Source organism: Pedobacter nanyangensis (genome assembly GCF_003313505.1).
Classification (GTDB): domain Bacteria; phylum Bacteroidota; class Bacteroidia; order Sphingobacteriales; family Sphingobacteriaceae; genus Pedobacter; species Pedobacter nanyangensis.
Genome location: NZ_QMHO01000006.1, coordinates 68,223 through 89,495 on the forward strand (window position 1 = coordinate 68,223; position 21,273 = coordinate 89,495).

Sequence of the window (21,273 nt, forward strand, 5' to 3'; positions counted from 1 at the left end):
ACGACAATATGAAATACCATATCTATGAACGAAATCTTATCCATCGGCTATTTACCTTTCAAAAAACCTACTCAAATACTTTAAAAACATAAAATGAATGGCTTTTATATCACAAGAGTCCCAATTTTTATATCGGGACTCTTGTTTATTTCATTACTGACAAACGGTCAGTTCAACTATTTTTGGTCATTGCGGGGCACGGAGCAATCGTACAACATTATGAGGAAAACATTCGCTTTAGGATTGCTTCGTACCTCGCAATGACGTGATGCTTGCCACGCTTATCCCTTACTTCAACTCAGTAAATTTGTTGTAAGTAATTTCTTTCTCGTTTAAAGTAGCCACCGATTTGATATAATCGAAAACTTTCAATGCCTTCACTTCTTCGAAAATACGGTTGGCATTTTCTTTTTCTTGCAAGAAGTTAGCCGCATATTGTGCCAATTGGTCTTCTGGAAGAGGAGTTGGGCTGTACATTCTGAATTGCGCATCCAAACGTTGTTTAGCAGCTTCAAAAACGTCTTTGTAATCAATTTTGATATCGTTGTCTTTGATGATTTTATTTTCGATCAAAGTCCATTTCAAGTTTTTGGCAAAATCATCATAGCCTTGGGCCAACTCTTCGTCAGTTAGTTTTTCGTTGGTAGCTTTTAACCACTTACGTAAAAACTCATCAGGCAATTGCATTTTGGTTTGCTCCGTAAATTGCGTGTAAATGTCGTTTTGCAATTTGCGGTCAGCATCTTGCTTAAACATCGACTCAATTTCTTCTGTGATTTTAGCCGTGAAACCAGCCTCATCTTTTACCGCATCAGCGCCAAAGATTTTATCAAAGAACTCTTGGTTCAATTCAGCTTCCTCTAAACGGTTCACGTTTTTAACGGTCACTTTAAATTTAGATTTCAGCTCTGCAGCATCTTCTTCGCTAATGTTCAATAATTTTGCAATGGCAGCGGCATCACCACCAAAAGCTTTGTTCACATCAAGCTCCAAAGTATCGTCTTTTTTAACGCCCACTAAGGTTTTCAAGATTTTTTTGTCGGTAACCAAATCCGTACGGATAGAACCAGTAGCAGAAATACCGCCTTCAAACTCAGAACCATCGTTAGCCAATTGCTTCAACTCCGCATAAAGCACGTCACCTTCAGCAGAAACCTCAGGATTGGTCATTTTACCGTAGCTTTTACGGATATTTTTGATACGCTCGTTTAAAGTCTCTTCATCAGCTTTAACGTTGTATTGGGTAAATTTATCTTTTGAAGAAACCTCGATATCAACAGCTGGCGCTAAACCTAGCTCATAAGCAAAGTTGAAAGTATCGTTATAGTCCCAGTTGTATTGGTTCTCGTCTTCTTGTACAGGAAGTGGTTGACCTAAAATCTCCACGTTGTTATCAGTAAGGTATTTTGAAATGTTATCGTTCAACATATTGTTGATTTCCTCTACCAAGATGCTTTTGCCGTACATTCTTTTAATGTGTGCAGCTGGCACCATTCCCTTACGGAAACCAGGTAAATTAGCCTTTTTAGCTTGCTCCTTAATCGCTTTATCTACGTTTGGAGTATAATCTTCAGGGGCTAAAGTAATTTTAACTAAAGCATTTAAATCGTCAATTTTTTCCTGTACGATATTCATTTCTAAGATTTTAGTATTGAGTATTTCGTATGGAGGCACTGGACATGCGCTCATACACACTCGGTTTGCATTTTAATTTATCAACCTCTTTTTAAAATAAAACCGTCCCGATTTGCATCGGGACGGTCAATCTTTGGTGCGGAAGAAGGGACTCGAACCCCCACGCCGTGAAGCGCCAGATCCTAAGTCTGGTGCGGCTACCAATTACGCCACTTCCGCAGTTAGGATTTATTTAGGACTGCAAAAATAGAAATTACATTGATTATTCCATAACAATTGCGAAAAAAAATTTCATTTTATTTTCCAAAACAACCTAAGCCATTCATATTCAACCAAATTAAAATTACTAATATCCAGCTCCGCTAATGGTTAAGCTTTCTGCTCCCGCCGCTACTTGTGCTTTCGATGCCTTTACCTCAAAATATTTAACCGCTGGGCACATCATTTCGGTATAGCGTGTTTTTTTAAAAGGCACCAACGTTAGCTTACCATCCATCAATCTATATAAGTTGGTCGCTTTCCATTCGGCATTCAGCACTTTGGTTTTGGTAGCTTGCACGGGCTTGCCTTCATTACCCACTTGGTCAATGGCGTTTACACGCTTAAACTCGCCCACATCTTTCAGCAAATAACCATCGCAATCAAATTCCCTTTCAAATTTTTTACCTGCTCCCTCTACTACAAATCGCACTTTTTTATCCGCCACTAAAACCAACGACATTTTTATTTCCTCTCCCGGATACCAGTAGTAAGCTTTCTGTGCAGGAGCGTTTTCAAAAACCGCCAGCTGCCCACTCTCATGTCCAGTACGCCTTAAAAACGGCCTAAACGCTTTACGTTCCTTCGAAACCTGGCCATTATCTTCTTTAATTACTTCCCAAGCCATGCCTATATCTGTTTCCTGGTTGCCCATACTGCCACCCAAGTAAATTGAAGGATTATCCAAATACTGCCCAGGTTTTTTAGGATTGGCCCGCTGTTGGTCAAATTCGATGCGGGGCAGTACCACCGTCCCCTCAATACCACGCCAATAATCATGGCTCGAAACCAGTTTACGATAGTAGGCACCTTCAAAACAAGGTTTTTGTGCTACCGGCAATATTTCGTTGGCAATACTTACCTCAGCCGTTTGAGGAAGCTTGGCCGTTTTACTTACGCCACAAGCCAGCAAGCTCATGCTCAACAAAGAAAATCCAATATTTAAAACACGCATAATTCAAAAATTTAAAAACTAAATTATAATTTTTAAATTATTTTAAAAATAGATTCTAATAGTTATTCGCTAAGTAATTGATTTTGAAAATCAAAGAAATACTGTACCGCCTTCACCAAACGGCTGCCATACCACGAAAACATTTCCCCATCAACCAAAATCACTTTAGCCTGTGGCAAAAACCGTTGAAGTTCTTCGATATGTTTTTCTTTAAACGGATAAGGTTCAGAAGATAGAAAGACAAATTGAGGGTTAAGCGCAATCAGCTCGGCCACCTCAATTTCTGGGTATCGCGTTTCATTTACCACATTACGCAGCCCAATTTTCCGCAAAATATCGTCAATAAAAGTATTTCTTCCAGCAAACATGTACGGATCTTTCCAAATCACATAAGCCACCGTTTGGTCAATCCCTTTGCTCAATGCCAAAGTCTGCAAATCGTTAAAACCAGCGTTTATCAAATGGTTCAAATAGGCTGCTTCAGGCTGTCTATCAACCAAATCTCCAATATCGGTGATGGTCTGCATGGCATCTTCCAAATGATAAATATCGCTCATCCACACCGGAAATTCCTGCTGCAATAGTTCAATATCAGCCTTGCTATTTTCTTCCTTGTTTCCAATAATCAGGTCGGGCCTAAGCTCCCTAATCACGTCAATTCTCAACTTTTTGGTACCACCAACCTTCTGTTTGGCGGCAAACATTTCTATTGGATGGATGCAAAACTTCGTGAGGCCAACAATTTGCTCGCTCAAACCCAAGTCAAACAACAGTTCCGTTTGCGAAGGCACCACCGAAACGATCCGTTTGGGCGGCCAATTAATCGATATGTTGTTGCCAAGCTGGTCTGTAAAAGTTTTTTGCATTTCACAAAGATAGGCTATTCCCCAAAAGATTTGAAAGTGAACGTTAGCGGTACTATCTGTGGCCAGCCCTGCTATCCGTTACAACCAATTAAAAATTGGTTTCCTCTGCTATCAGGCTTATGTAACAACGTTTCTTCAATAAACAAGGTCCATTTCAAAAAATCGGGCTTTTTTAATATCCAAACAAACAAAAACCACTTTTATCCCTTTTTATAGTAGGATACTTTAGAGACGAGCATGAGCAGAACAATTATTATTTCGAACAGACTACCCGTAAAAATCAGCAAAAACAACGGAAAATACAGCCTACAAAGCAGCGAAGGCGGCCTAGCCACCGGACTGGGCGACGCCTATAAAAACGGCAATATGCTGTGGGTAGGCTGGCCCGGCATCGACATCCCGCCAAAGGACCAACCACAAATCAAGGAAAGATTGGCCAAAATGAACTTGGTTCCTGTATTCCTCACCCAAGAAGAAATCAACCTCTTTTACGAAGGATTTTCAAACGAAGTATTATGGCCGGTTTTTCATTACTTGGTTACTTATGCCCGTTTTGAACAAGTGTATTGGGATAGTTATGTATCGGTAAATGAAAAGTTTGCAGAAGCCACGCACAGCGTATTCACCGAAGGGAATAAAATATGGATACAAGACTATCAGTTATTGTGCTTACCTTCAATGCTGAGAAACCGACTCACCGACACCACCATTGGTTTTTTCCAACATATCCCCTTCCCTTCCTTCGAAATTTTCAGGCTTATCCCATGGCGGGATAAATTGATTGAGGGCATGTTGGGGGCCGATTTAATTGGCTTTCACACCTACGACGATGTAAGGCATTTTTTGAGTGCCGCTTCTCGTTTAACGCCTGTTCACTTCTCTTCAAATATCATTTCTCTAAATAACAGGCAAATAATTGTAGAACCATTCCCAATGGGCATCGATTTCGACAAGTTTGAACAATTGCCTTTGCAACGACAGGTCCTTGCCGAAATTGACAACCTGAAATCAGAAAAACAAGGTCGCATGGTCTTATCTATCGATCGTTTGGACTACAGCAAGGGCATTTTAGAGCGTATCAGGGCTTTCGAGCTGCTTTTGCAGCTTCACCCCAAGTTTATCGGCGAAATATCGCTGTTTATGATCGTGGTTCCTTCACGAGATACCGTGGCGCAGTACAAGGAGCTCAAAGAAAAAATCGACCAGCTGGTGGGCAATATCAATGCTAAATACCGTACCCTCGACTGGGTGCCCATCAGTTATTTTTATCGTTCCTTTTCTATTCAAAGCCTATCAGCCCTTTACAGCACAGCCGATATTTGCTTGGTAACGCCCATGCGAGACGGCATGAACCTGGTGAGCAAGGAATATGTAGCCAGCCGCCGAGACGAAACAGGCGTATTGATTTTGAGTGAAATGGCTGGGGCCTCGAAAGAATTGAACGATGCCCTTATCGTAAATCCCAACAACATAGGCGACATCATGAATGCCATTGTAACCGCCCTGCAAATGCCTTTAGACGAGCAAAAAAGGCGTATGCAAAGCATGCGGGCTTTGGTGAAGAAATTTAATGTTAACCATTGGGTCAACAATTTTTTAAGCCGAATGGACGACGCCAAGCTTTTGGAACATTCATTGCGCACCAAACATGCCGTAAATAAAGTAAGTCAAGGGATCACCAGCAGATACGCCGCAACCCAAAAACGAATCATCTTTTTAGATTACGACGGCACTTTGGTAGGTTTCAAAGCCAATATTGATGAAGCTAGCCCCGACAAGGAGTTATTGACTTTATTGGAAAACTTTGCCAAAGACCCTGCCAATACCGTAGTGGTTATTAGCGGACGCAACCATAATACGTTGGAACAATGGTTTGGGCATTTGAATATCAGCATCATTGCCGAACATGGTGCGTGGCAAAAACGACAACACGATGCATGGCATGCACTACCATTGCTTAACGGCCAATGGAAAGCCGAAATCAGAAGCATTTTGGACACCTACACCGACAGAACGCCCGGTGCTTTTATTGAAGAAAAAAGCTTTTCGCTCGTTTGGCACTACCGTAAAACCGAACAGGGGCTTGGCGAGCTAAGAGCCAATGAAATCATCAATAACTTAAGGGTGCTTGCAGCCGATAAAGGCCTACAGATTATGCCTGGCAACAAAGTGATTGAATTTAGAAATATGGAAGTAAATAAAGGCAAGGCGGCGCTAAACTGGCTACATGAAGAGGAACATGATTTTATTTTAGCCATGGGCGATGACCATACCGATGAAGATATTTTTAAAGCAATGCCCAACAATGCGATTACCATCAAAGTTGGCAGCGAGGTTTCAGAAGCAAAATTCTATTTGAATGACCATCATGAAGTAAGAGACTTGCTTCAATCCATATTGAAGGAAACTAACATTGCTTTAAAAAACGCTTCGATATAATACTTCGTCCATTTTGACCGCAACTTTATCGAGAGTAGAACTGAAAGTCAACGAAGTTAAATCTTTTGAATATTATATTAAAAAGAGCATAAAATTAACCGCAAAGAGTTTTGAAGTATTCGCAAAGTGACGCAAAGAAAACAACTGTTTAAAACCTTTGCGTTCTTTGCGTAACTCTTCTTTTCCTTTGCGGTTAAAACAAGAATAAGTCAACTACAAAAACACTGGCCTGTCCAATTTCTTCGCTATGCGGTAAGCGGCATTCATTAGCCCCACATGACTATATGCTTGCGGAAAATTACCCCATTGGCTCCCTGTTTTGGCATCCACATCCTCGCTGAACAACAACAAATGATTGCAAAAAGAAATGATATTTTCAAAAGCCTGTATCGCTTCGTCGAGCCTGCCCACGCAAGCCAAAGCTTCTACATACCAAAAGGCACAAATGAGGAAAGTAGTTTTCGGCTTACCAAAATCATCGGCATGTAGATAGCGGTAAAACAGTCCATCATCGGTTTTTAGTTCCCTTTCCAAACCAGCCAAATGGTCTTTTGCACGTTGCGACGAGGGGTCCAAATAATTCATCATGATCAGCTGAAGCGTGCTTGCATCCAAATGCTTACTGCCTACCGCATTGGTATATACCTTGCGTTCTTCATCATAACAAGCCTCGATATGGGCCGCAGCTTTATCAATCAAGATCTTCGCCCGTTCCTCCAGCGCTTGATTGCCTATGGTTTTAGCCATTTTTAGCGCTGCATTAGCCCCCGCCCACTGAAATAGATTACTATAGCAATGCATGTTTGCGATATTTCTAAACTCCCAAATCCCTGCATCTTTCTCATCAATGGTCATTTCAATTTTTTTGAGTACTCCTTCTATCCAACGAACAGAATCTCCTCTTTCAGAAAAAACAAAACGATGGTCGGTATAGAGAGGTAACATGGAAATGAGTACCTGGCCATTGATGTCATTTTGGATATGTTCATAAGCCTGATTGCCCACACGAATAGGCTGCTCGCCCATATAACCTTTCAAATGCCCTAAAGTTTCCTCCACAATATGGCGCTTGCCTGTAATGCCATATAAAGGCTGGTAGCGCTTATCCGTGTCAAAAGTAATATCAGAAATGTAGTTGAAGTACTTTTCCATTTCCTCAAAGTGGCCAATATGGTTTAAGGAAGTCAATGTATAATAGGAATCGCGCAGCCAACAGTAACGATAGTCCCAATTCCGGGTACTTCCAGGCGATTCGGGTAAACTTGTGGTGCTTGCCGCTATGATGGCGCCGGTATCTTCATATTGGTGTATTTTGAGCACCAAGGCCGAGCGGATTACATAAGGCTGGTAAAAACCTGCAATTGAGGAGTGCTTGATCCAAACGCGCCAATAAGCCGTCGTTTCTCTTAAAAACTGTTCGGCGGTAGCTATAATAGGAGCATCTAAGGCATAACCGTAGGTAAAAATGAGATATTTCACGTCGTTGAGCACAAAATCTTGCTCATCTAAAATATAATTTAACGACAGGTTAGTGGTTAATCGCATGTCTTCGTCACAGCCTATATAATCGATGTGATTACTGCCTATGGCCCTGCGCATTTTGCTCCTGCCATAATCACAAACGGGTTCACAAGCAATTTTTATGCGGGGATTACCTGCCAATGGTTCTATTTTTCTAACCAACATGAGCGGTTTAAAATAACGTTCGTGCAAATGGAAACGTGGCGCAAAATCAGTAATACGGTATCTACCATCCGCAGCGGTAATTTCTGTCCGTAATACGTTGGTATTTTCTATATAATATTGATGTGAACTATAATCTGAAGTAGGTAAAATGGTACATTTACCACCTTTTTCTTCGTCGAGCATACTGCCAAAAACAAATGAGCTATCGAATTTGGGCCAGCATAGCCAACTGATGTTTGTGTTTTTATGGATGTGAGCGATGTAAGAGCAGTTACCGATAATGCCGGTTTGATATAAATGTGCAGCTGTCATAAAATAAAAAAGGATGTTTATGATTACAACAGCAAAAGCATTAGATGGTTTAGAAAAGACTAAAATCGCATAAAAAAGCAGGTAATGATACCTGCTTTCATTTATACTATAACCACCGAAGTTTTGTGTGATTAGCCTATATCACTGTACCATTAGGCACTATAGCTCCTTTTTTAACTACCACAATACCGTCCTTAACCACGTAAAAACCATAATCGCCCTCGGCTAAATGCGGACCTCCATTGATACGTACATCATTCCCGATTTTAGAGTTTTTATCGATGATGGCATTGTTGATATAGCAACGATCTCCGATTCCGAGCAAAGGAGTTCCTGCTCGGTTGGCTTCGTTAATCTCATCTAAAGTTTGGTAACGATCACTGCCCATCACATAGCAGTTGGCAATGGTTGTTCCTCTTCCGATACGTGACCTAATTCCCAATACCGCATGTTCCACTCTACTGGCCTGAACAATACAACCTTCGGCAATAATGGTTTTTTCTAAAGTAGTGCCAGAAATTTTGGATGGCGGCAACATTCTTGATCTCGTAAAGATGGTATGCGCAGTATCAAACATATTGAACTGCGGCAGGTCATCAGTTAAGCCCAAATTGGCTTCAAAAAACGATGAGATATTACCGATATCTGTCCAATATCCCTCATATTGATAGCTCAATACCCTGCTATTTTCTAAAGCCCTTGGAATAATTTCCTTACCAAAATCCTTTTCCTCGGGGTTTTCATTTAACATTTTGATCAATACGTCTCGGTTAAAAACATAAATCCCCATAGAAGCTAAGAAATGTTTACCATAGCCTGCCATCTCCTCCCCGGTGTCTGAAGTCCAATCTGGCAACAATTCTGTTTTAGGTTTTTCAATGAACGAGGTGATGATGCTGTTTTCATCCGTTTTCATGATACCGAAATCTGTAGCATCTTTAGCCGTCACTGGAATGGTAGCAATGGAAATTTCGGCCGCTGCATCAATATGTGCTTTTAGCATGTCTTTAAAGTCCATTTGATACAATTGGTCGCCGGAAAGAATCAAGATATAGTCAAACTCGTGGCTCACAATATGGTGCATACATTGGCGCACGGCATCGGCAGTTCCCTGAAACCAAGCTGGATTATCTGGTGTTTGTTCGGCAGCCAGTATATCCACAAAAGCTTTCGAAAAATGGCTAAAATGATACGTGTTTTTGATGTGCTTATTTAAAGATGCAGAGTTAAACTGCGTAAGCACGAACATACGATGTATCCCAGAATTTAAGCAATTGGAAATTGGGATATCGACCAAGCGATATTTACCGGCAATTGGCACAGCTGGTTTTGATCTGGTTAATGTTAATGGCGACAACCTGGAACCCTGACCGCCCCCGAGGATCACTCCTAATACTTTTTCCGTCATAGCTTTTTGTTTTTACATTTGGTATATATCAATGTATTGTTGTGCCGAGGAGTCCCACGAATGGTCAATCGACATCATATATTTTCTAATTTCCTTTACTTTCTTCTGATCAAGATAAAGTTCATACGCCCTGCCAATGGCATGGCCAACGTCCCACACACTGCTTTGGTCATGGCAAATGCCAAAACCGCCATCACCAATATCAATCACCGTATCTTTTAGTCCTCCAATTCTTCTTACGATAGGAATTGTCCCGTATCTCAAAGCATACATTTGGTTAAGCCCGCAAGGCTCTACTCTGGAAGGCATCAACAGAAAATCTGCTCCCGCATAAATTTGATGCGATAAAGCTTCGTTGTAACCAATGTAAGCATTATACCTGCCAGGATAGCGGTGAGTAATTTCATTCAATTGATCTTCCACCTGTGGATCTCCCGAACCAAGCACCAAGATATTAATTTCCCCATCGCTTTGCGCCAAGGCATTGTAAAAAATATCAGGCAATAAATCGGCTCCTTTTTCTCCCACCAAACGGCCAATAAAGGTATAAAGTGGTTTATCTGGATCGAGGTTAAAAACACGACAAAGCTCTTCTTTGTTTGCTTTTTTTCCGCTTTCCAAAGTTCTGGCCTGGTAAGTTTTCACCACCATCGGATCTTTTTGCGGATTCCACACCTCTGTATCTATCCCGTTCAACACCCCAATAGATTTACCTCGCTCTTGCGCCAATAAACTTTCCAGCCCATTTGCCGCATAACTAATTTCATCCAGATAACTTGGCGATACGGTAGTGACCCTCCAGGCACATTTAATGGCCGCAGCCAAGGGATTAATGGCACTGCCCCAATCCAATTTGCTGGTATTGATCAAATCAAAGGGCGGCAGGTAATGCAATTTATCCCAGCCAAATTGCCCTTGGTATTGCGCATTGTGAATGGTAAGCACTGTTGGCACCTGGTTAAGCTTGCTAAACTGAAAGCAGTTGCCCATCATAAAAGGAACTAGCCCAGCATGATGGTCATGAACATGCACTACATCCGGTTGATGCTTCCATTGCGCCATCCAATCCAACGCCGCAATTTGAAAGGCCAAAAAACGTTCGGTATCGTCACCATAGCCGTACACCCCATCCCGATCAAATAAGCCCGCAATATGCACCAAATACATATCGAACCCCAGTTTGTTGGTCACTTCCCTTAATATCCTGGCCTGGTAATTGGTGGTCCCTACTTTTACCCAACCGTCGTAAACGGTTTCAAATTCATTTTCATATAAAAATTTAGAGTTATAGGCTGGCATGACTACCTTGGCTACGTGGCCAAGTTTGTTCTGATATTTGGGCAAAGCACCCACAACATCGCCCAAACCACCTACTTTAGCAACAGGATAACACTCGGCACTTAGATGTATGATCTCCATAAATGATACTCGGATAGAAATTGTTTTAAATTAGGCAAATGATTGAGTATTGCAAACTTTTACGGCAAATAAATTTCTAAAATGCGGAAGATCAGTTTTGCCACAGATGCATATTGATATAGAACTTCGTCATTGCGAGGTACGAAGCAATCCTAAAGCTATAGCAATTTTATTTTTACCATTTGAAATATACGGCTGACCCTGAAATAAATTCAGGGTGACGCTAATCAACGCTCCGTCATGCTGAATTTGGTTCAGCATCAGTTTTACTGATCAACAACCAGGAAAACTAGTAATAAAACTAAGATTTTTATAAAAAGAAAAAGCTGGGCTTTGGGGCCCAGCTAATCACAACCAAACAAAAATATTACGTTAAGTAATAAGCCTTTAATATTCTTCCTGCGCCATAATTGCATAAAACTGATGGATGGAATTGAACTGCGGATGTAACGACACCACGTTTCCAAACACCAACAATGCTGGCGAACTCAATTTCTTTTCTTCTATTAACTCTTCAATGGTATCTACAATGCCCACTACTACATTTTCTTCTTTCGACGAACCATTTTCGATCACCGCTACTGGCAAGTTTGCTTTGCCTTCGGCTTTAAATATCCCAGCAATTTCTTTGATTTTTTCAATTCCCATTAACACCACAATGGTAGCATTTGATTTTGCAGCCACGTACAAATCAGGGGATATTTCACCTTGTGCGTTGGTTCCTGTAACCACCCAAAAACTTTCGCTCATGTTGCCATAAACCATTGGGATTTTTTGTAGCCCAGGCACACCAAGTGCACTGGAAACGCCGGGCACAATTTCGGTTGGAATGCTGTAAGATTCGGCAACGTGCACTTCTTCATAGCCTCTTGCAAATACAAAAGGATCGCCACTTTTTAGCCTCACCACATGGCCGTAGTTCAAAGCGTAATCTATCATCAATTTGTTGACTAATTTTTGAGAGAAAGATTCATCGTCCGATTGCTTACCTACGTAAACTTTAATGGCTTTTTCAGGAGCATGATTTAACAAAGCTTCGTTTACCAAGGCATCGTACAAAACTACATCAGCCGTGGCCAATGCTTTTACGCCTTTTAAGGTTAACAAGTCGGGATCGCCAGGACCGGCACCTACCAAAGTTATCTTAGGTTCTATCGAATTTCTTTCTACTTTTTGTAAAATCATCTTTGCGTTTTTTTAATCAACAATACAAAAATATATAAAACCTACCGATTTAGTAGTATTTATTTAAAATATTACACAATACACTGATTTACAGTTATATAAATTTAACATTAAAAATTCAGGAAGATTAATTGAAGCGCATTTCCAGTGGTTTATCGCTTAATACAGTCCTGCACTTCGCTGCAAGTCCTCTCCCGATTTAAATCGGGATGCGGGCTTTTCGATTCGTTCAGGGCTATTTTACTGCGGAAAATGCAACCAGGCAAAAATCAACCATTGTTTTATTGAGTAGTAACTTAACCTGTAGTGCTAAAATCAATTATGGTACAGCTTGTTTGGCTAAAGGTTAGGGTAACACAAAAAACGGTTCGTTTATACTAAATTTATTTCAGTTTCAACATTAAGTCAAATTCCTATCCCTAAACCAAACCTCATCTGGCTTAGCCGAAAAGCCTTGCATCTTTTCAACTAAAACCGCTGGATCGGCTTCGTTAAATACCAAATCCCTGTTGGCTTGCTTTAAAAAGCGATGTTGTACCATCATATCCATTTGCGCAAAAAGCGGGTCGTAAAAGCCACCCACATTCAACACACCGATGGGTTTGGCATGTAAGCCCAACTGTAGCCAAGTAAGTACTTCAAAAAACTCCTCCAAAGTTCCAAAGCCACCTGGCAGTATCACAAATCCATCAGACAGATCGGCCATTTTTTGCTTGCGTTGGTGCATATTTTCGGTAATGATCATTTGTGTAATGCCTTTGTGCCCCACTTCCTTGTCCATTAAAAACTGCGGAATTACACCCGTTACCGTTCCGTTCAACTTCAATACTTCGTCGGCAATAACGCCCATTACCCCTACACTACCGCCGCCATAAACCAGGGTGATTTCTTGCGCTACCATTGTTTTTGCTAAATCAACAATCGCTTGCTTTAATACTTCATCTCCATTAAAATTGGCGCCACAGTAAACGCATAGTGATTTTATCTTTTCCATGTTGTAAAAAATGTAGGCGAAGATAAGCTTTCTTATTTTTTATAGTTAAATGTCATGCTCAAATTCAAAGATTTCTCTTCGTTCCTTATCGAAATGACGATCGTTTTTTATCCTCAATAGCCCAAAAAAAATGGCCGGTACAATTACCAGCCATTCATCTTCCTTATTAGTTGCTTTTTGAGACTTACGAAGTTTGCGAAACTTCGCAAGTCTGTAAAACATTAAAAAGCATATCTCAGCGTAGCGCCATAAGTTCTTGGATCGCCCAGCACCCCTGCATACAGGCCTGAGTTTCCTGCGGCCGCTTGCAATTGCTCAAAATAATTGGTGTTGGCAAGGTTACGTCCCCACACAAACAACGAGAATTTCTCCGACCTAAATCCTATCCTTGCATTTAACAAAGTATAGCCATCTATCACCAAAACTTTTGATGGCGTTGGATTTGAAGAATATTGCGAACGATAGCTTACATCGCCAGCAATAAAATACCTGCCCTCTTTCTCAATCAGATTTCCCGCAGTACTTAGCTCAGTGCCACCAGATATATTCCATTTAGAAATACCGGGCAAACGACCCCCCGAAGCATCTTTAAAAGCTACTTGGGTTGAAACACCATTGATCACCTCGGTGTGGCCAGTTTCTTCTAACGGCAATGGCGCATTCGTAAATTTCACGTATTTACCATCTAAGTAAGCTACGGCAGCATTTAGGGTCAAAAATCTGCCTGCCTGGTAACTACCATCAACCTCCAGGCCCCTTACCCTTACTTTTTCGGCATTGGCCAAGTATCCCCTGTTTACGCCTAATTGAGGTGACTGTACATTGGTTTGATAATCTTTAATATCGGTATTAAACGCAGTAATGTTTAACAGGGCTCCTGCGGTTGGCTTAGTTTTTAGTCCCAATTCATAATGTTGTACATATTCTGGCTTTACCCTCGCTACCGAAATATCCGCAGCACCAGACGAAGTAGTAGGCAAACCACCCACGTTAACTCCCACTGGTTTGTAACCTGTAGAATAAGTTGCGAAGGTATTCAATCTATCATTTGGTCTGTAAGACAAGGTGAGGTTACCCGACAAATTATTGTTTTCGGTACTGATATTAAATTGCTGGTTGGCATAAACTGCTGCTTTCAAAGCTAATAAAGCCGGATCTGTGGTTTGCAAACCTCCGTAAGTTTGTCTATCGTAATCCACGTCCTTTTTGTCATAAGTGAACCTAATCCCTGGCAACACATGGAGTTTATCAATCACCTCCCAATCTACTTGGGCAAAAGCCGCTGCGCTTAAAGATTTAATGGTTGAATTGGTCCTAATTCCAAAACCATCTAGCAAACCTGGCGTGGAATAGAGTGCCTGCTGCCCGGTATTGCTTGTTTGTACAAAACGCCACTGATCTTTGCCCACTTCTTCTGTTTGGTTCAAACCTTGCAAATTTTGACCCAGCACAAACACCCCAACTACTCCACTCAATTTATCTGTAAGGTCTCCGGCATATCTCACTTCCTGCGAATACTGATCATGGCGGGTATTTCCCTGAGATTTGGTCAATGCCGAAAACTCGGTAAAGTCCCTGTCGTTGGTAGGATCCCAGTTCCAGAACCTCCAAGCAGTGGTAGAGGTTAATTTGCCGCCTCCTATTTTATAATCAAGATTTAAGGAAACTCCGCCAATGGATTGGTTGTGGCGCCAAGGGGTATTGGTATAGATTTCTCTCGAAAACGGATCAATTTTTGGCTGCTTGTAACCCAAATCCGACACAATTTTAGCGTATTGTCGGTAAGCGCTCCTTTCAGTGGTTGTTACACCTGCAGCTACCAGCGGATATCCCGCAGGATGCTGTACGCTCACGTCACCGCTGAGCAACAGTTCTAATTTCTCATTAGGCGTATAAAGGAACTGGGCTTTTGCTCCTAAGTTATTTTGTCCGCTGTATTTACGTTCTTCGGCCACATTCCATATCGTACCATCACGTTGCGTACCCGATATGGAGATTTTCGCGGCCAGGTTTTTTGCCAATGGCCCAGTCACGGTTGTTTTGGCCTGGATAAAATTGTAGTTACCGTAGCTCAGCTCCACTTTTGCACTTGGGATTAAGCTGGGCTTTCTGGTAGTGATGTTAAATGCGCCTGCGGTCGTATTTTTACCAAACAAGGTTCCTTGCGGGCCTCTAATTACCTCTATTTGGTCAATATCAATAAAATCTGTTGAAGTTGCGGCAGGACGGGCATGGTAAACCCCATCTACGTAAAAGCCCACACCTGGGTCAATCCCATCATTAGTTAGCCCAAAAGTTGACCCTAAACCTCTAATATTTAAGGTTGTATTTCTCGCATTGGAAGCATAAAGTTGTACCGAAGGCACCAATTCTTTTAATCGATTGACGTTAAAGGCTCCAGCATTTTCAGCCGCTTGGCCGCCAATTACCGTAATGGGAATAGGGACTTCCTGCAATACTTCCGAACGGCGCCTTGAAGTCACTACGATTTGATCCAACTGTGAAGCTTCAAGCAAAACAAGCTCCAAAGGTGTAGCTGAAATGGTTAAAACTTGGAAATCTTGCGGTTTAAAGCCCACTGAACTTACTTGAATGTAAAAAGGTACCTCTGGAACCTGAACCAATCGAAATTCGCCTTTCTCGTTGGCACTTGTTGAAATATTGGCACCTCTAATCTTAACAGTAGCGTGCGGAACGGGAGAGCCATCACTTCTTTTGATTATCCCCGTTAATGGGGTTTGGGCAAAAGCTAGGTTTGCGGAAAGTGTAATGAAAGACAGGAAGGTAATATAAAGGCAGATGTTATTTCTTAGTGAGTATAGTTTGATTTTCATTTTTTGTATAAGGTGTTACGAAATTTGCTGTATGGGTATTTTTAAATAGTCGAAAGCGTTTTTCATCATACAGCAACACATGGGATTAAGTGAACTTTTCATATTTCAAATTTTAATTGTATATAATATCTATAGATTTACTAGACAAATATATTAAAGTTTTCACAATCCAAAATTTTATTTCAAAAAAATTAACTGACAAGTGCTTAAAACGGAAGGTAAACTGAGCAATTTTCGGATTTTTTAACTGCCATCCTATTTCCATATTCGCCGTATAAACTCGAGCTGTTAGCTATTCGAAAACCTGACAGCCATTATTTAAATAATATCATGCAAAGATTTAGAGACAAATTCGCACTAATTACCGGCGGCACCAATGGAATGGGTTTCGCCACTGCAAAACAATTTATCAATGAAGGTGGATATGCCATTATTACGGGAAGAAGCACCAAAACAGTGAATGAGGCTTTGGAACAATTGGGACCAAATGCATACGGGATTGTTTCCAATGCTGGTAAAATGGACGATATCTGGAAACTATCCACAGAGGTAAAGCATTACACCAATTCCATTCATCTCCTTTTTGTAAACGCTGGCTATGGTATGTTTTCAGGGGTAACAACTGTTACGGAAGACCATTTTGATGAATTGTTCGACATGCTTGTGAAGGGAACGTTTTTTACGGTACAGCAAATACTCCCCTTAATGCATCGTGGAAGCTCAGTGGTTTTCAACACTTCGTTTGTCACAACAATTGGCATGGCTAATTTTTCGGTATACTCCGCGGCTAAATCAGCGGTTGCGTCGTTCATCAAAACCTTTTCGGCTGAACTCGCAAACGAGGGAATACGGGTAAACGGAATTAGCCCAGGGCATATCAACACCAACATTTTCAATAACACTGGCCTAAGTAAGGAGGCCATTGACAGCGCTTTACAAAACATCGTTCCTACCATTCCTTTCAAAAGGTTGGGTGAACCAGATGAAATTGCCAAAGCGGTGCTTTTTTTAGCTTCTAGTGATGCTTCTTATATTCATGGAGAAGAGTTGAGGATAGATGCGGGCATTTCGCAAATCCGCTGAACAGCTCCTACTAAAACAGAAGCGGGGCGATCGTAACCGATGCCCCGCTTCTTGGTTCCTGAGGATTTACCGACAATTAATTTCTCTACTTACTCGTATAATTTGGCGCCTCTTTGGTGATGGTAATATCATGTGGGTGGCTTTCACGCATACCCGCAGCGGTAATCTGTACAAACTGCGCTTCTTGTAGCTTATCAATGCTAGCGGCACCAACATAGCCCATACTTGCACGTAAACCGCCAATGTACTGGTACATTACCTCGGCTAAAGTACCTTTATAAGGCACACGTCCTACAATGCCTTCTGGCACCAATTTCTTGATATCGTCTTCAACATCCTGGAAATAACGATCTTTTGAGCCTTGCTCCATGGCTTCAATAGAGCCCATTCCACGGTACGATTTAAACTTACGTCCTTCGTAAATGATGGTTTCACCTGGGCTCTCCTCTACCCCGGCAAATAACGAACCCGCCATTACCGTGCTAGCACCAGCGGCAATTGCCTTTGCAATATCACCGGTATGTTTAATTCCGCCGTCGGCAATGACCGGAACGCCTGTACCTTTTAAAGCTTTAGCACATTCGAAAACCGCATACAACTGCGGCACACCCACACCGGCAATAATCCTGGTGGTACAAATGGAGCCTGGGCCAATACCCACTTTAACGGCATCAGCACCGGCATCGGCCAAAGCTTTTGCCGCAGCACCAGTAGCAATATTACCGGCAATCACCTGTAGTTCTGGGTATTTAGCTTTTACTTCCTTCAATTTATCAATCACTCCTTTTGAGTGCCCATGGGCAGTATCAATGGCAATCACATCTACCCCAGCCTTTACTAAAGCATCCACACGTTGCATGGTATCAGCAGTTACACCAACCGCAGCTCCTACACGTAAACGTCCTTTTTCATCTTTACAAGCCACAGGGTAGTTTTTAACTTTTTGGATATCCTTAAAGGTAATCAGGCCACTTAAAAAGCCTTGCTCGTTTACTACAGGAAGCTTTTCAATTTTATGGTTTTGCAAAATTTCTTCCGCTTCTTTTAAGGTAGTACCCTCAGGCGCCGTAATTAGGTTTTCTTTGGTCATTACCTGTGCAATAGGTTTGCTCATGTTCTTTTGGAAACGCAAATCCCTATTGGTAATAATTCCAACTAATTTATTATCGGAAGTAACCACTGGAATACCGCCAATTTTATGCTCTTTCATGATCTTAAAAGCATCCGCAACTACTGATGTTTCCAGCAAAGTCACCGGATCCTGGATCATACCGCTTTCCGAACGTTTTACTTTGCGTACTTCTTCAGCCTGCCTGTCGATGCTCATGTTTTTGTGAAGCATTCCCAATCCGCCGTTTTGGGCAATGGCAATGGCCAGTTCCGCTTCGGTAACCGTATCCATTGCTGCCGAAACCAAAGGAACGTTCAGTTGGATTTTTTTGGTCAGGAAAGTGCTGGTATTAACATCTCTAGGCAATATTTCCGAATATGACGGTACCAAAAGTACATCATCATAAGTTAAACCTAAAGCAATAAATTTTTGGGGATCGAGTTGCATAGCAAATAAATTACGAATTATTATTTGCCGGGCAAAGATACAATATTTCCCTTTAAAATGAAATCGCAATTGTTATATTTTGGTAAAGCTTATGTGGTTTTTGTTTTAGTAACCCAAGCTAGTTATCTATCCATCAAGGTTACTCTTTACCAACATCTGATACAATCATATTTTTTAGACGTTGTAGCGTTATCAATGGCGGCTGCGTAAAGTGTATAAGTAACCTAAGTGATATGAAACCACTCAAACAATATGCTTGCCTATTGCTGCTGGGCCTTTTTTTCACCTTTGGCTGTAAAAAAGGAAAGCAGCAAAACAAAATTCAGGATGAAAAACAGCTTCAAACGATTATGGGAAAAATCAAGGCATTGGCTGAGAGCAGTAAATGTACCGAAAATCAACCGCTAAAATTTAAGGCAATTGGTGCAAAAGCTTGCGGTGGGCCAACCGGCTATATAGGATATAGCACCAGTATCGATACCGAAGAACTTGAAAAACTTGTTGATCAGTACACCAATCTACAAAAGGAGTTCAACAAAAAATGGCAAATAACATCAGATTGCATGTACCTCATGCCGCCTAAATTGATAAAATGTGAAAATGGCCAGCCCGTTTTAGTTTACCAAAATTAAAATCCATTTTAAAACCAAAACCAAATCTTTTTTAAACCATGGAAAATTTAATCATATACTTCAGAATTTCATTTCAATTCTTCTTCGATAGATATTTATCCTAATTTCACTAAAACTATTAGTGATATATTTTTAGATGAAGAACTTATTTGTGGCAATTTTATTGATGATTGCCAATTTTAGCCAGGCGCAAAATTTCAAGTACGCTTTTGTAACTGACACGCATGTTGGTACCGCTACCGGAGAAGAGGATTTGAGAAGAACGGTTGCCGACATCAACAAACAACATGATATTGATTTTGTGCTGGTAACCGGCGATATTACCGAAATGGGTACCAACGAGGAGCTCAAACTGGCAAAAGAAATTTTGGCCAATCTTGAGAAACCTTATTACGTGATTCCGGGCAACCACGACACGGGATGGTCAGAGTCGGGCGGTGTTTCCTTTATTACCAGCTTTGGTTACGACAAGTTTACGTTTGACCATAAAGGTTTCCGGTTTATTGCTTGCGCCTCGGGCCCATACGTACGGATGAGTGACGGCCATATCCCCCGCGACGCCACCGTGTGGCTTGACAGTTTACTTAAAAAGACACCTAAATCAATGCCTATTGTTTTTGTAAACCACTATCCTATAGACAATAGCCTGGATAATTGGTATGAAGTGACCAATCGCCTAAAAACAAAAAATATCCAATATGCTATTTGCGGCCACGGGCACCAGAACAAGGCATACCACTTTGAAGGTATAGAAGCGACCATGGGCCGATCAAACCTAAGGGCAAAAGACAGCATTGGTGGCTATAATATTGTAAACATGACCAGGGACACCGTGTATTTTGCCACTAAAAGACCTACCGAGCAGTTGCTCCCGGCTTGGCGAAAGATTGCATTGAAGACATTTGTTAATGACCAAAAAACCTACGAACGCCCGGATTTCTCGATCAACCAGAAATATCCTAATGTAAAAGCAAGTTGGACCTACCATTCAAACGCCAATGTTGTAAACACGCCTGCCTATAGCCATAATTTGGTGGTTTTTGGGAATAGCTTAGGGCTAATTGAGGCCTTGAATCGAAAAACCGGGAAACCTGTATGGACCTACCAAACCAAAGGAGCCATTTACTCTTCTCCAGTTATCACCAATGGATTAGTTATTTTGGGCTCTGGTGATGGCAGTGTGTATGCGCTAAACTTAGCATCTGGTAAGTTAAAATGGAAATCCACGGCACATAAATCTGTTTTGGGATCGCCTATTGTTAGTGGCGAAACTTTGTTTATTGGCACCAGCAATAATACATTTCTGGCGCTGGATATCAGTTCTGGGCGGGTTAAATGGACGTTTAAAGCTGTAGAAGGCACTATTGTAGGCAAGCCAATGATTTACCAGGGAAAAATCATTTTTGGTTCATGGGGAAGGCATTTGTATGCCTTAAACGCCAACAATGGTACTTTGGAATGGAAATGGAACAATGGAAATGGGAACAGAATGTTCTCGCCAGCGATGGCTACCCCTGTAGCTACCAATGGTACCATTTATATTGCGGCACCAGACCGAGTTCTTACGGCCATTGATGCCAACACAGGCGAAACCTTGTGGCGAAACAACCAAGCCAAGGTCCGCGAGTCAATTGGAATATCGGCAGATAGCACCCTAATTTATGGAAAAACCATGCAGGATGAAATTGTGGCCTATAAAACCACGCGAACGGATGAGGGCATTGCTTGGAAGTTTAATGTTGGCTATGGTTACGAACATACGCCCTCAGACCTAATCGAGAAAGATGGCAAGCTTTTTTTCGGCACCAAAAATGGAACGGTTTACTGTATTGACCCGCTGGAACGAAAAACCTTATGGGCACACAAGATAGATCATTCTATGGTGAATACATTCAAAGTAATTGACAGCAAAACACTATTGGTGAGCACTATGGACGGAAAAGTGGCGCTGATAGTGGAAAAATAAATCAGCGAACCTACCCCCATATATAAAAAGCCCTGCATTGCTG

Annotated in this window: 14 protein-coding genes and 1 tRNA gene; 4 read left to right on the forward strand and 11 right to left on the reverse strand. The window is 41.5% G+C overall.

Features of this window, described 5'->3' with window-relative positions:
* Positions 1–288 precede the first annotated feature (288 nt).
* From tig to DUT71_RS11945, 4 genes are all read right to left on the reverse strand, one after another.
* Positions 289–1,635: a trigger factor gene (gene tig / locus DUT71_RS11930; protein ID WP_113662770.1), complete on the reverse strand. Its 1,347-nt coding sequence runs from the start codon at positions 1,633–1,635 to the stop codon at positions 289–291.
* A gap of 134 nt (positions 1,636–1,769) precedes the next feature.
* Positions 1,770–1,854: transfer RNA gene (locus DUT71_RS11935), tRNA-Leu, on the reverse strand.
* A gap of 127 nt (positions 1,855–1,981) precedes the next feature.
* Positions 1,982–2,848, reverse strand: coding sequence for a hypothetical protein (locus DUT71_RS11940; protein ID WP_205313927.1), 867 nt, complete (start codon positions 2,846–2,848; stop codon positions 1,982–1,984).
* A gap of 62 nt (positions 2,849–2,910) precedes the next feature.
* Positions 2,911–3,714: an ABC transporter substrate-binding protein gene (locus tag DUT71_RS11945; RefSeq protein WP_113662771.1), complete on the reverse strand. Its 804-nt coding sequence runs from the start codon at positions 3,712–3,714 to the stop codon at positions 2,911–2,913.
* 237 nt (positions 3,715–3,951) lie between these two features.
* On the opposite strand from DUT71_RS11945, the gene DUT71_RS11950 reads away from it, so the two are divergent.
* A complete protein-coding gene (locus DUT71_RS11950) occupies positions 3,952–6,153 on the forward strand; it encodes a bifunctional alpha,alpha-trehalose-phosphate synthase (UDP-forming)/trehalose-phosphatase (protein WP_113662772.1) in 2,202 nt (733 codons plus the stop codon).
* A 213-nt stretch (positions 6,154–6,366) separates the two neighbouring features.
* On the opposite strand, the gene DUT71_RS11955 is transcribed toward DUT71_RS11950, so the two are convergent.
* The 6 genes from DUT71_RS11955 to DUT71_RS11980 form a co-directional block, all read right to left on the reverse strand.
* Positions 6,367–8,151 (reverse strand): glycoside hydrolase family 15 protein, encoded by a 1,785-nt coding sequence (locus tag DUT71_RS11955; protein WP_113662773.1) that lies wholly within the window; start codon positions 8,149–8,151, stop codon positions 6,367–6,369.
* A 136-nt stretch (positions 8,152–8,287) separates the two neighbouring features.
* Positions 8,288–9,559 carry a glucose-1-phosphate adenylyltransferase gene (locus DUT71_RS11960; protein ID WP_113662774.1) on the reverse strand — a complete coding sequence of 424 codons (1,272 nt, stop codon included), beginning with the start codon at positions 9,557–9,559 and terminating at the stop codon, positions 8,288–8,290.
* Between the two features lie 12 nt (positions 9,560–9,571).
* On the reverse strand, positions 9,572–10,978 hold the full coding sequence (locus DUT71_RS11965) for a glycogen synthase (protein ID WP_113662775.1): 1,407 nt from the start codon (positions 10,976–10,978) through the stop codon (positions 9,572–9,574).
* Positions 10,979–11,365: 387 nt separating this feature from the next.
* Positions 11,366–12,163, reverse strand: coding sequence for a uroporphyrinogen-III C-methyltransferase (gene cobA / locus DUT71_RS11970; RefSeq protein WP_113662776.1), 798 nt, complete (start codon positions 12,161–12,163; stop codon positions 11,366–11,368).
* Between the two features lie 400 nt (positions 12,164–12,563).
* Entirely contained in the window at positions 12,564–13,157 is a 594-nt protein-coding gene (locus tag DUT71_RS11975) for an LOG family protein (RefSeq protein ID WP_113662777.1), read from the reverse strand.
* Positions 13,158–13,378: 221 nt separating this feature from the next.
* The gene (locus DUT71_RS11980; protein WP_113662778.1) at positions 13,379–15,991 is read right to left on the reverse strand and encodes a TonB-dependent receptor; all 2,613 of its coding nucleotides are present in this window, start codon (positions 15,989–15,991) and stop codon (positions 13,379–13,381) included.
* A 330-nt stretch (positions 15,992–16,321) separates the two neighbouring features.
* Between DUT71_RS11980 and DUT71_RS11985 the strand changes: the two genes are divergently transcribed.
* Positions 16,322–17,074: an SDR family oxidoreductase gene (locus DUT71_RS11985; protein WP_113662779.1), complete on the forward strand. Its 753-nt coding sequence runs from the start codon at positions 16,322–16,324 to the stop codon at positions 17,072–17,074.
* A gap of 85 nt (positions 17,075–17,159) precedes the next feature.
* Here DUT71_RS11985 and guaB read toward each other — a convergent pair whose 3' ends face one another.
* Positions 17,160–18,632 (reverse strand): IMP dehydrogenase, encoded by a 1,473-nt coding sequence (gene guaB, locus DUT71_RS11990; RefSeq protein WP_113662780.1) that lies wholly within the window; start codon positions 18,630–18,632, stop codon positions 17,160–17,162.
* Positions 18,633–18,865: 233 nt separating this feature from the next.
* On the opposite strand from guaB, the gene DUT71_RS11995 reads away from it, so the two are divergent.
* Both DUT71_RS11995 and DUT71_RS12000 read left to right on the forward strand, forming a co-directional pair.
* Positions 18,866–19,264: a hypothetical protein gene (locus DUT71_RS11995; protein WP_113662781.1), complete on the forward strand. Its 399-nt coding sequence runs from the start codon at positions 18,866–18,868 to the stop codon at positions 19,262–19,264.
* Positions 19,265–19,400: 136 nt separating this feature from the next.
* Positions 19,401–21,230, forward strand: a complete 1,830-nt coding sequence (locus DUT71_RS12000) for an outer membrane protein assembly factor BamB family protein (protein ID WP_113662782.1) — start codon at positions 19,401–19,403, stop codon at positions 21,228–21,230.
* Positions 21,231–21,273: the final 43 nt, after the last annotated feature.

Bases quoted from the DNA above. Each gene is read 5' to 3' on its own strand.
- DUT71_RS11965 (WP_113662775.1), bottom strand. From the start codon at position 10,978: ATGGAGATCATACATCTAAGTGCCGAGTGTTATCCTGTTGCTAAAGTA.
- tig (WP_113662770.1), bottom strand. From the start codon at position 1,635: ATGAATATCGTACAGGAAAAAATTGACGATTTAAATGCTTTAGTTAAA.
- DUT71_RS11950 (WP_113662772.1), top strand. From the start codon at position 3,952: ATGAGCAGAACAATTATTATTTCGAACAGACTACCCGTAAAAATCAGC.
- DUT71_RS11945 (WP_113662771.1), bottom strand. From the start codon at position 3,714: ATGCAAAAAACTTTTACAGACCAGCTTGGCAACAACATATCGATTAAT.
- DUT71_RS11940 (WP_205313927.1), bottom strand. From the start codon at position 2,848: ATGCGTGTTTTAAATATTGGATTTTCTTTGTTGAGCATGAGCTTGCTG.
- DUT71_RS11955 (WP_113662773.1), bottom strand. From the start codon at position 8,151: ATGACAGCTGCACATTTATATCAAACCGGCATTATCGGTAACTGCTCT.
- DUT71_RS11995 (WP_113662781.1), top strand. From the start codon at position 18,866: ATGAAACCACTCAAACAATATGCTTGCCTATTGCTGCTGGGCCTTTTT.
- cobA (WP_113662776.1), bottom strand. From the start codon at position 12,163: ATGATTTTACAAAAAGTAGAAAGAAATTCGATAGAACCTAAGATAACT.
- guaB (WP_113662780.1), bottom strand. From the start codon at position 18,632: ATGCAACTCGATCCCCAAAAATTTATTGCTTTAGGTTTAACTTATGAT.
- DUT71_RS11980 (WP_113662778.1), bottom strand. From the start codon at position 15,991: ATGAAAATCAAACTATACTCACTAAGAAATAACATCTGCCTTTATATT.
- DUT71_RS11975 (WP_113662777.1), bottom strand. From the start codon at position 13,157: ATGGAAAAGATAAAATCACTATGCGTTTACTGTGGCGCCAATTTTAAT.
- DUT71_RS12000 (WP_113662782.1), top strand. From the start codon at position 19,401: ATGAAGAACTTATTTGTGGCAATTTTATTGATGATTGCCAATTTTAGC.
- DUT71_RS11960 (WP_113662774.1), bottom strand. From the start codon at position 9,559: ATGACGGAAAAAGTATTAGGAGTGATCCTCGGGGGCGGTCAGGGTTCC.
- DUT71_RS11985 (WP_113662779.1), top strand. From the start codon at position 16,322: ATGCAAAGATTTAGAGACAAATTCGCACTAATTACCGGCGGCACCAAT.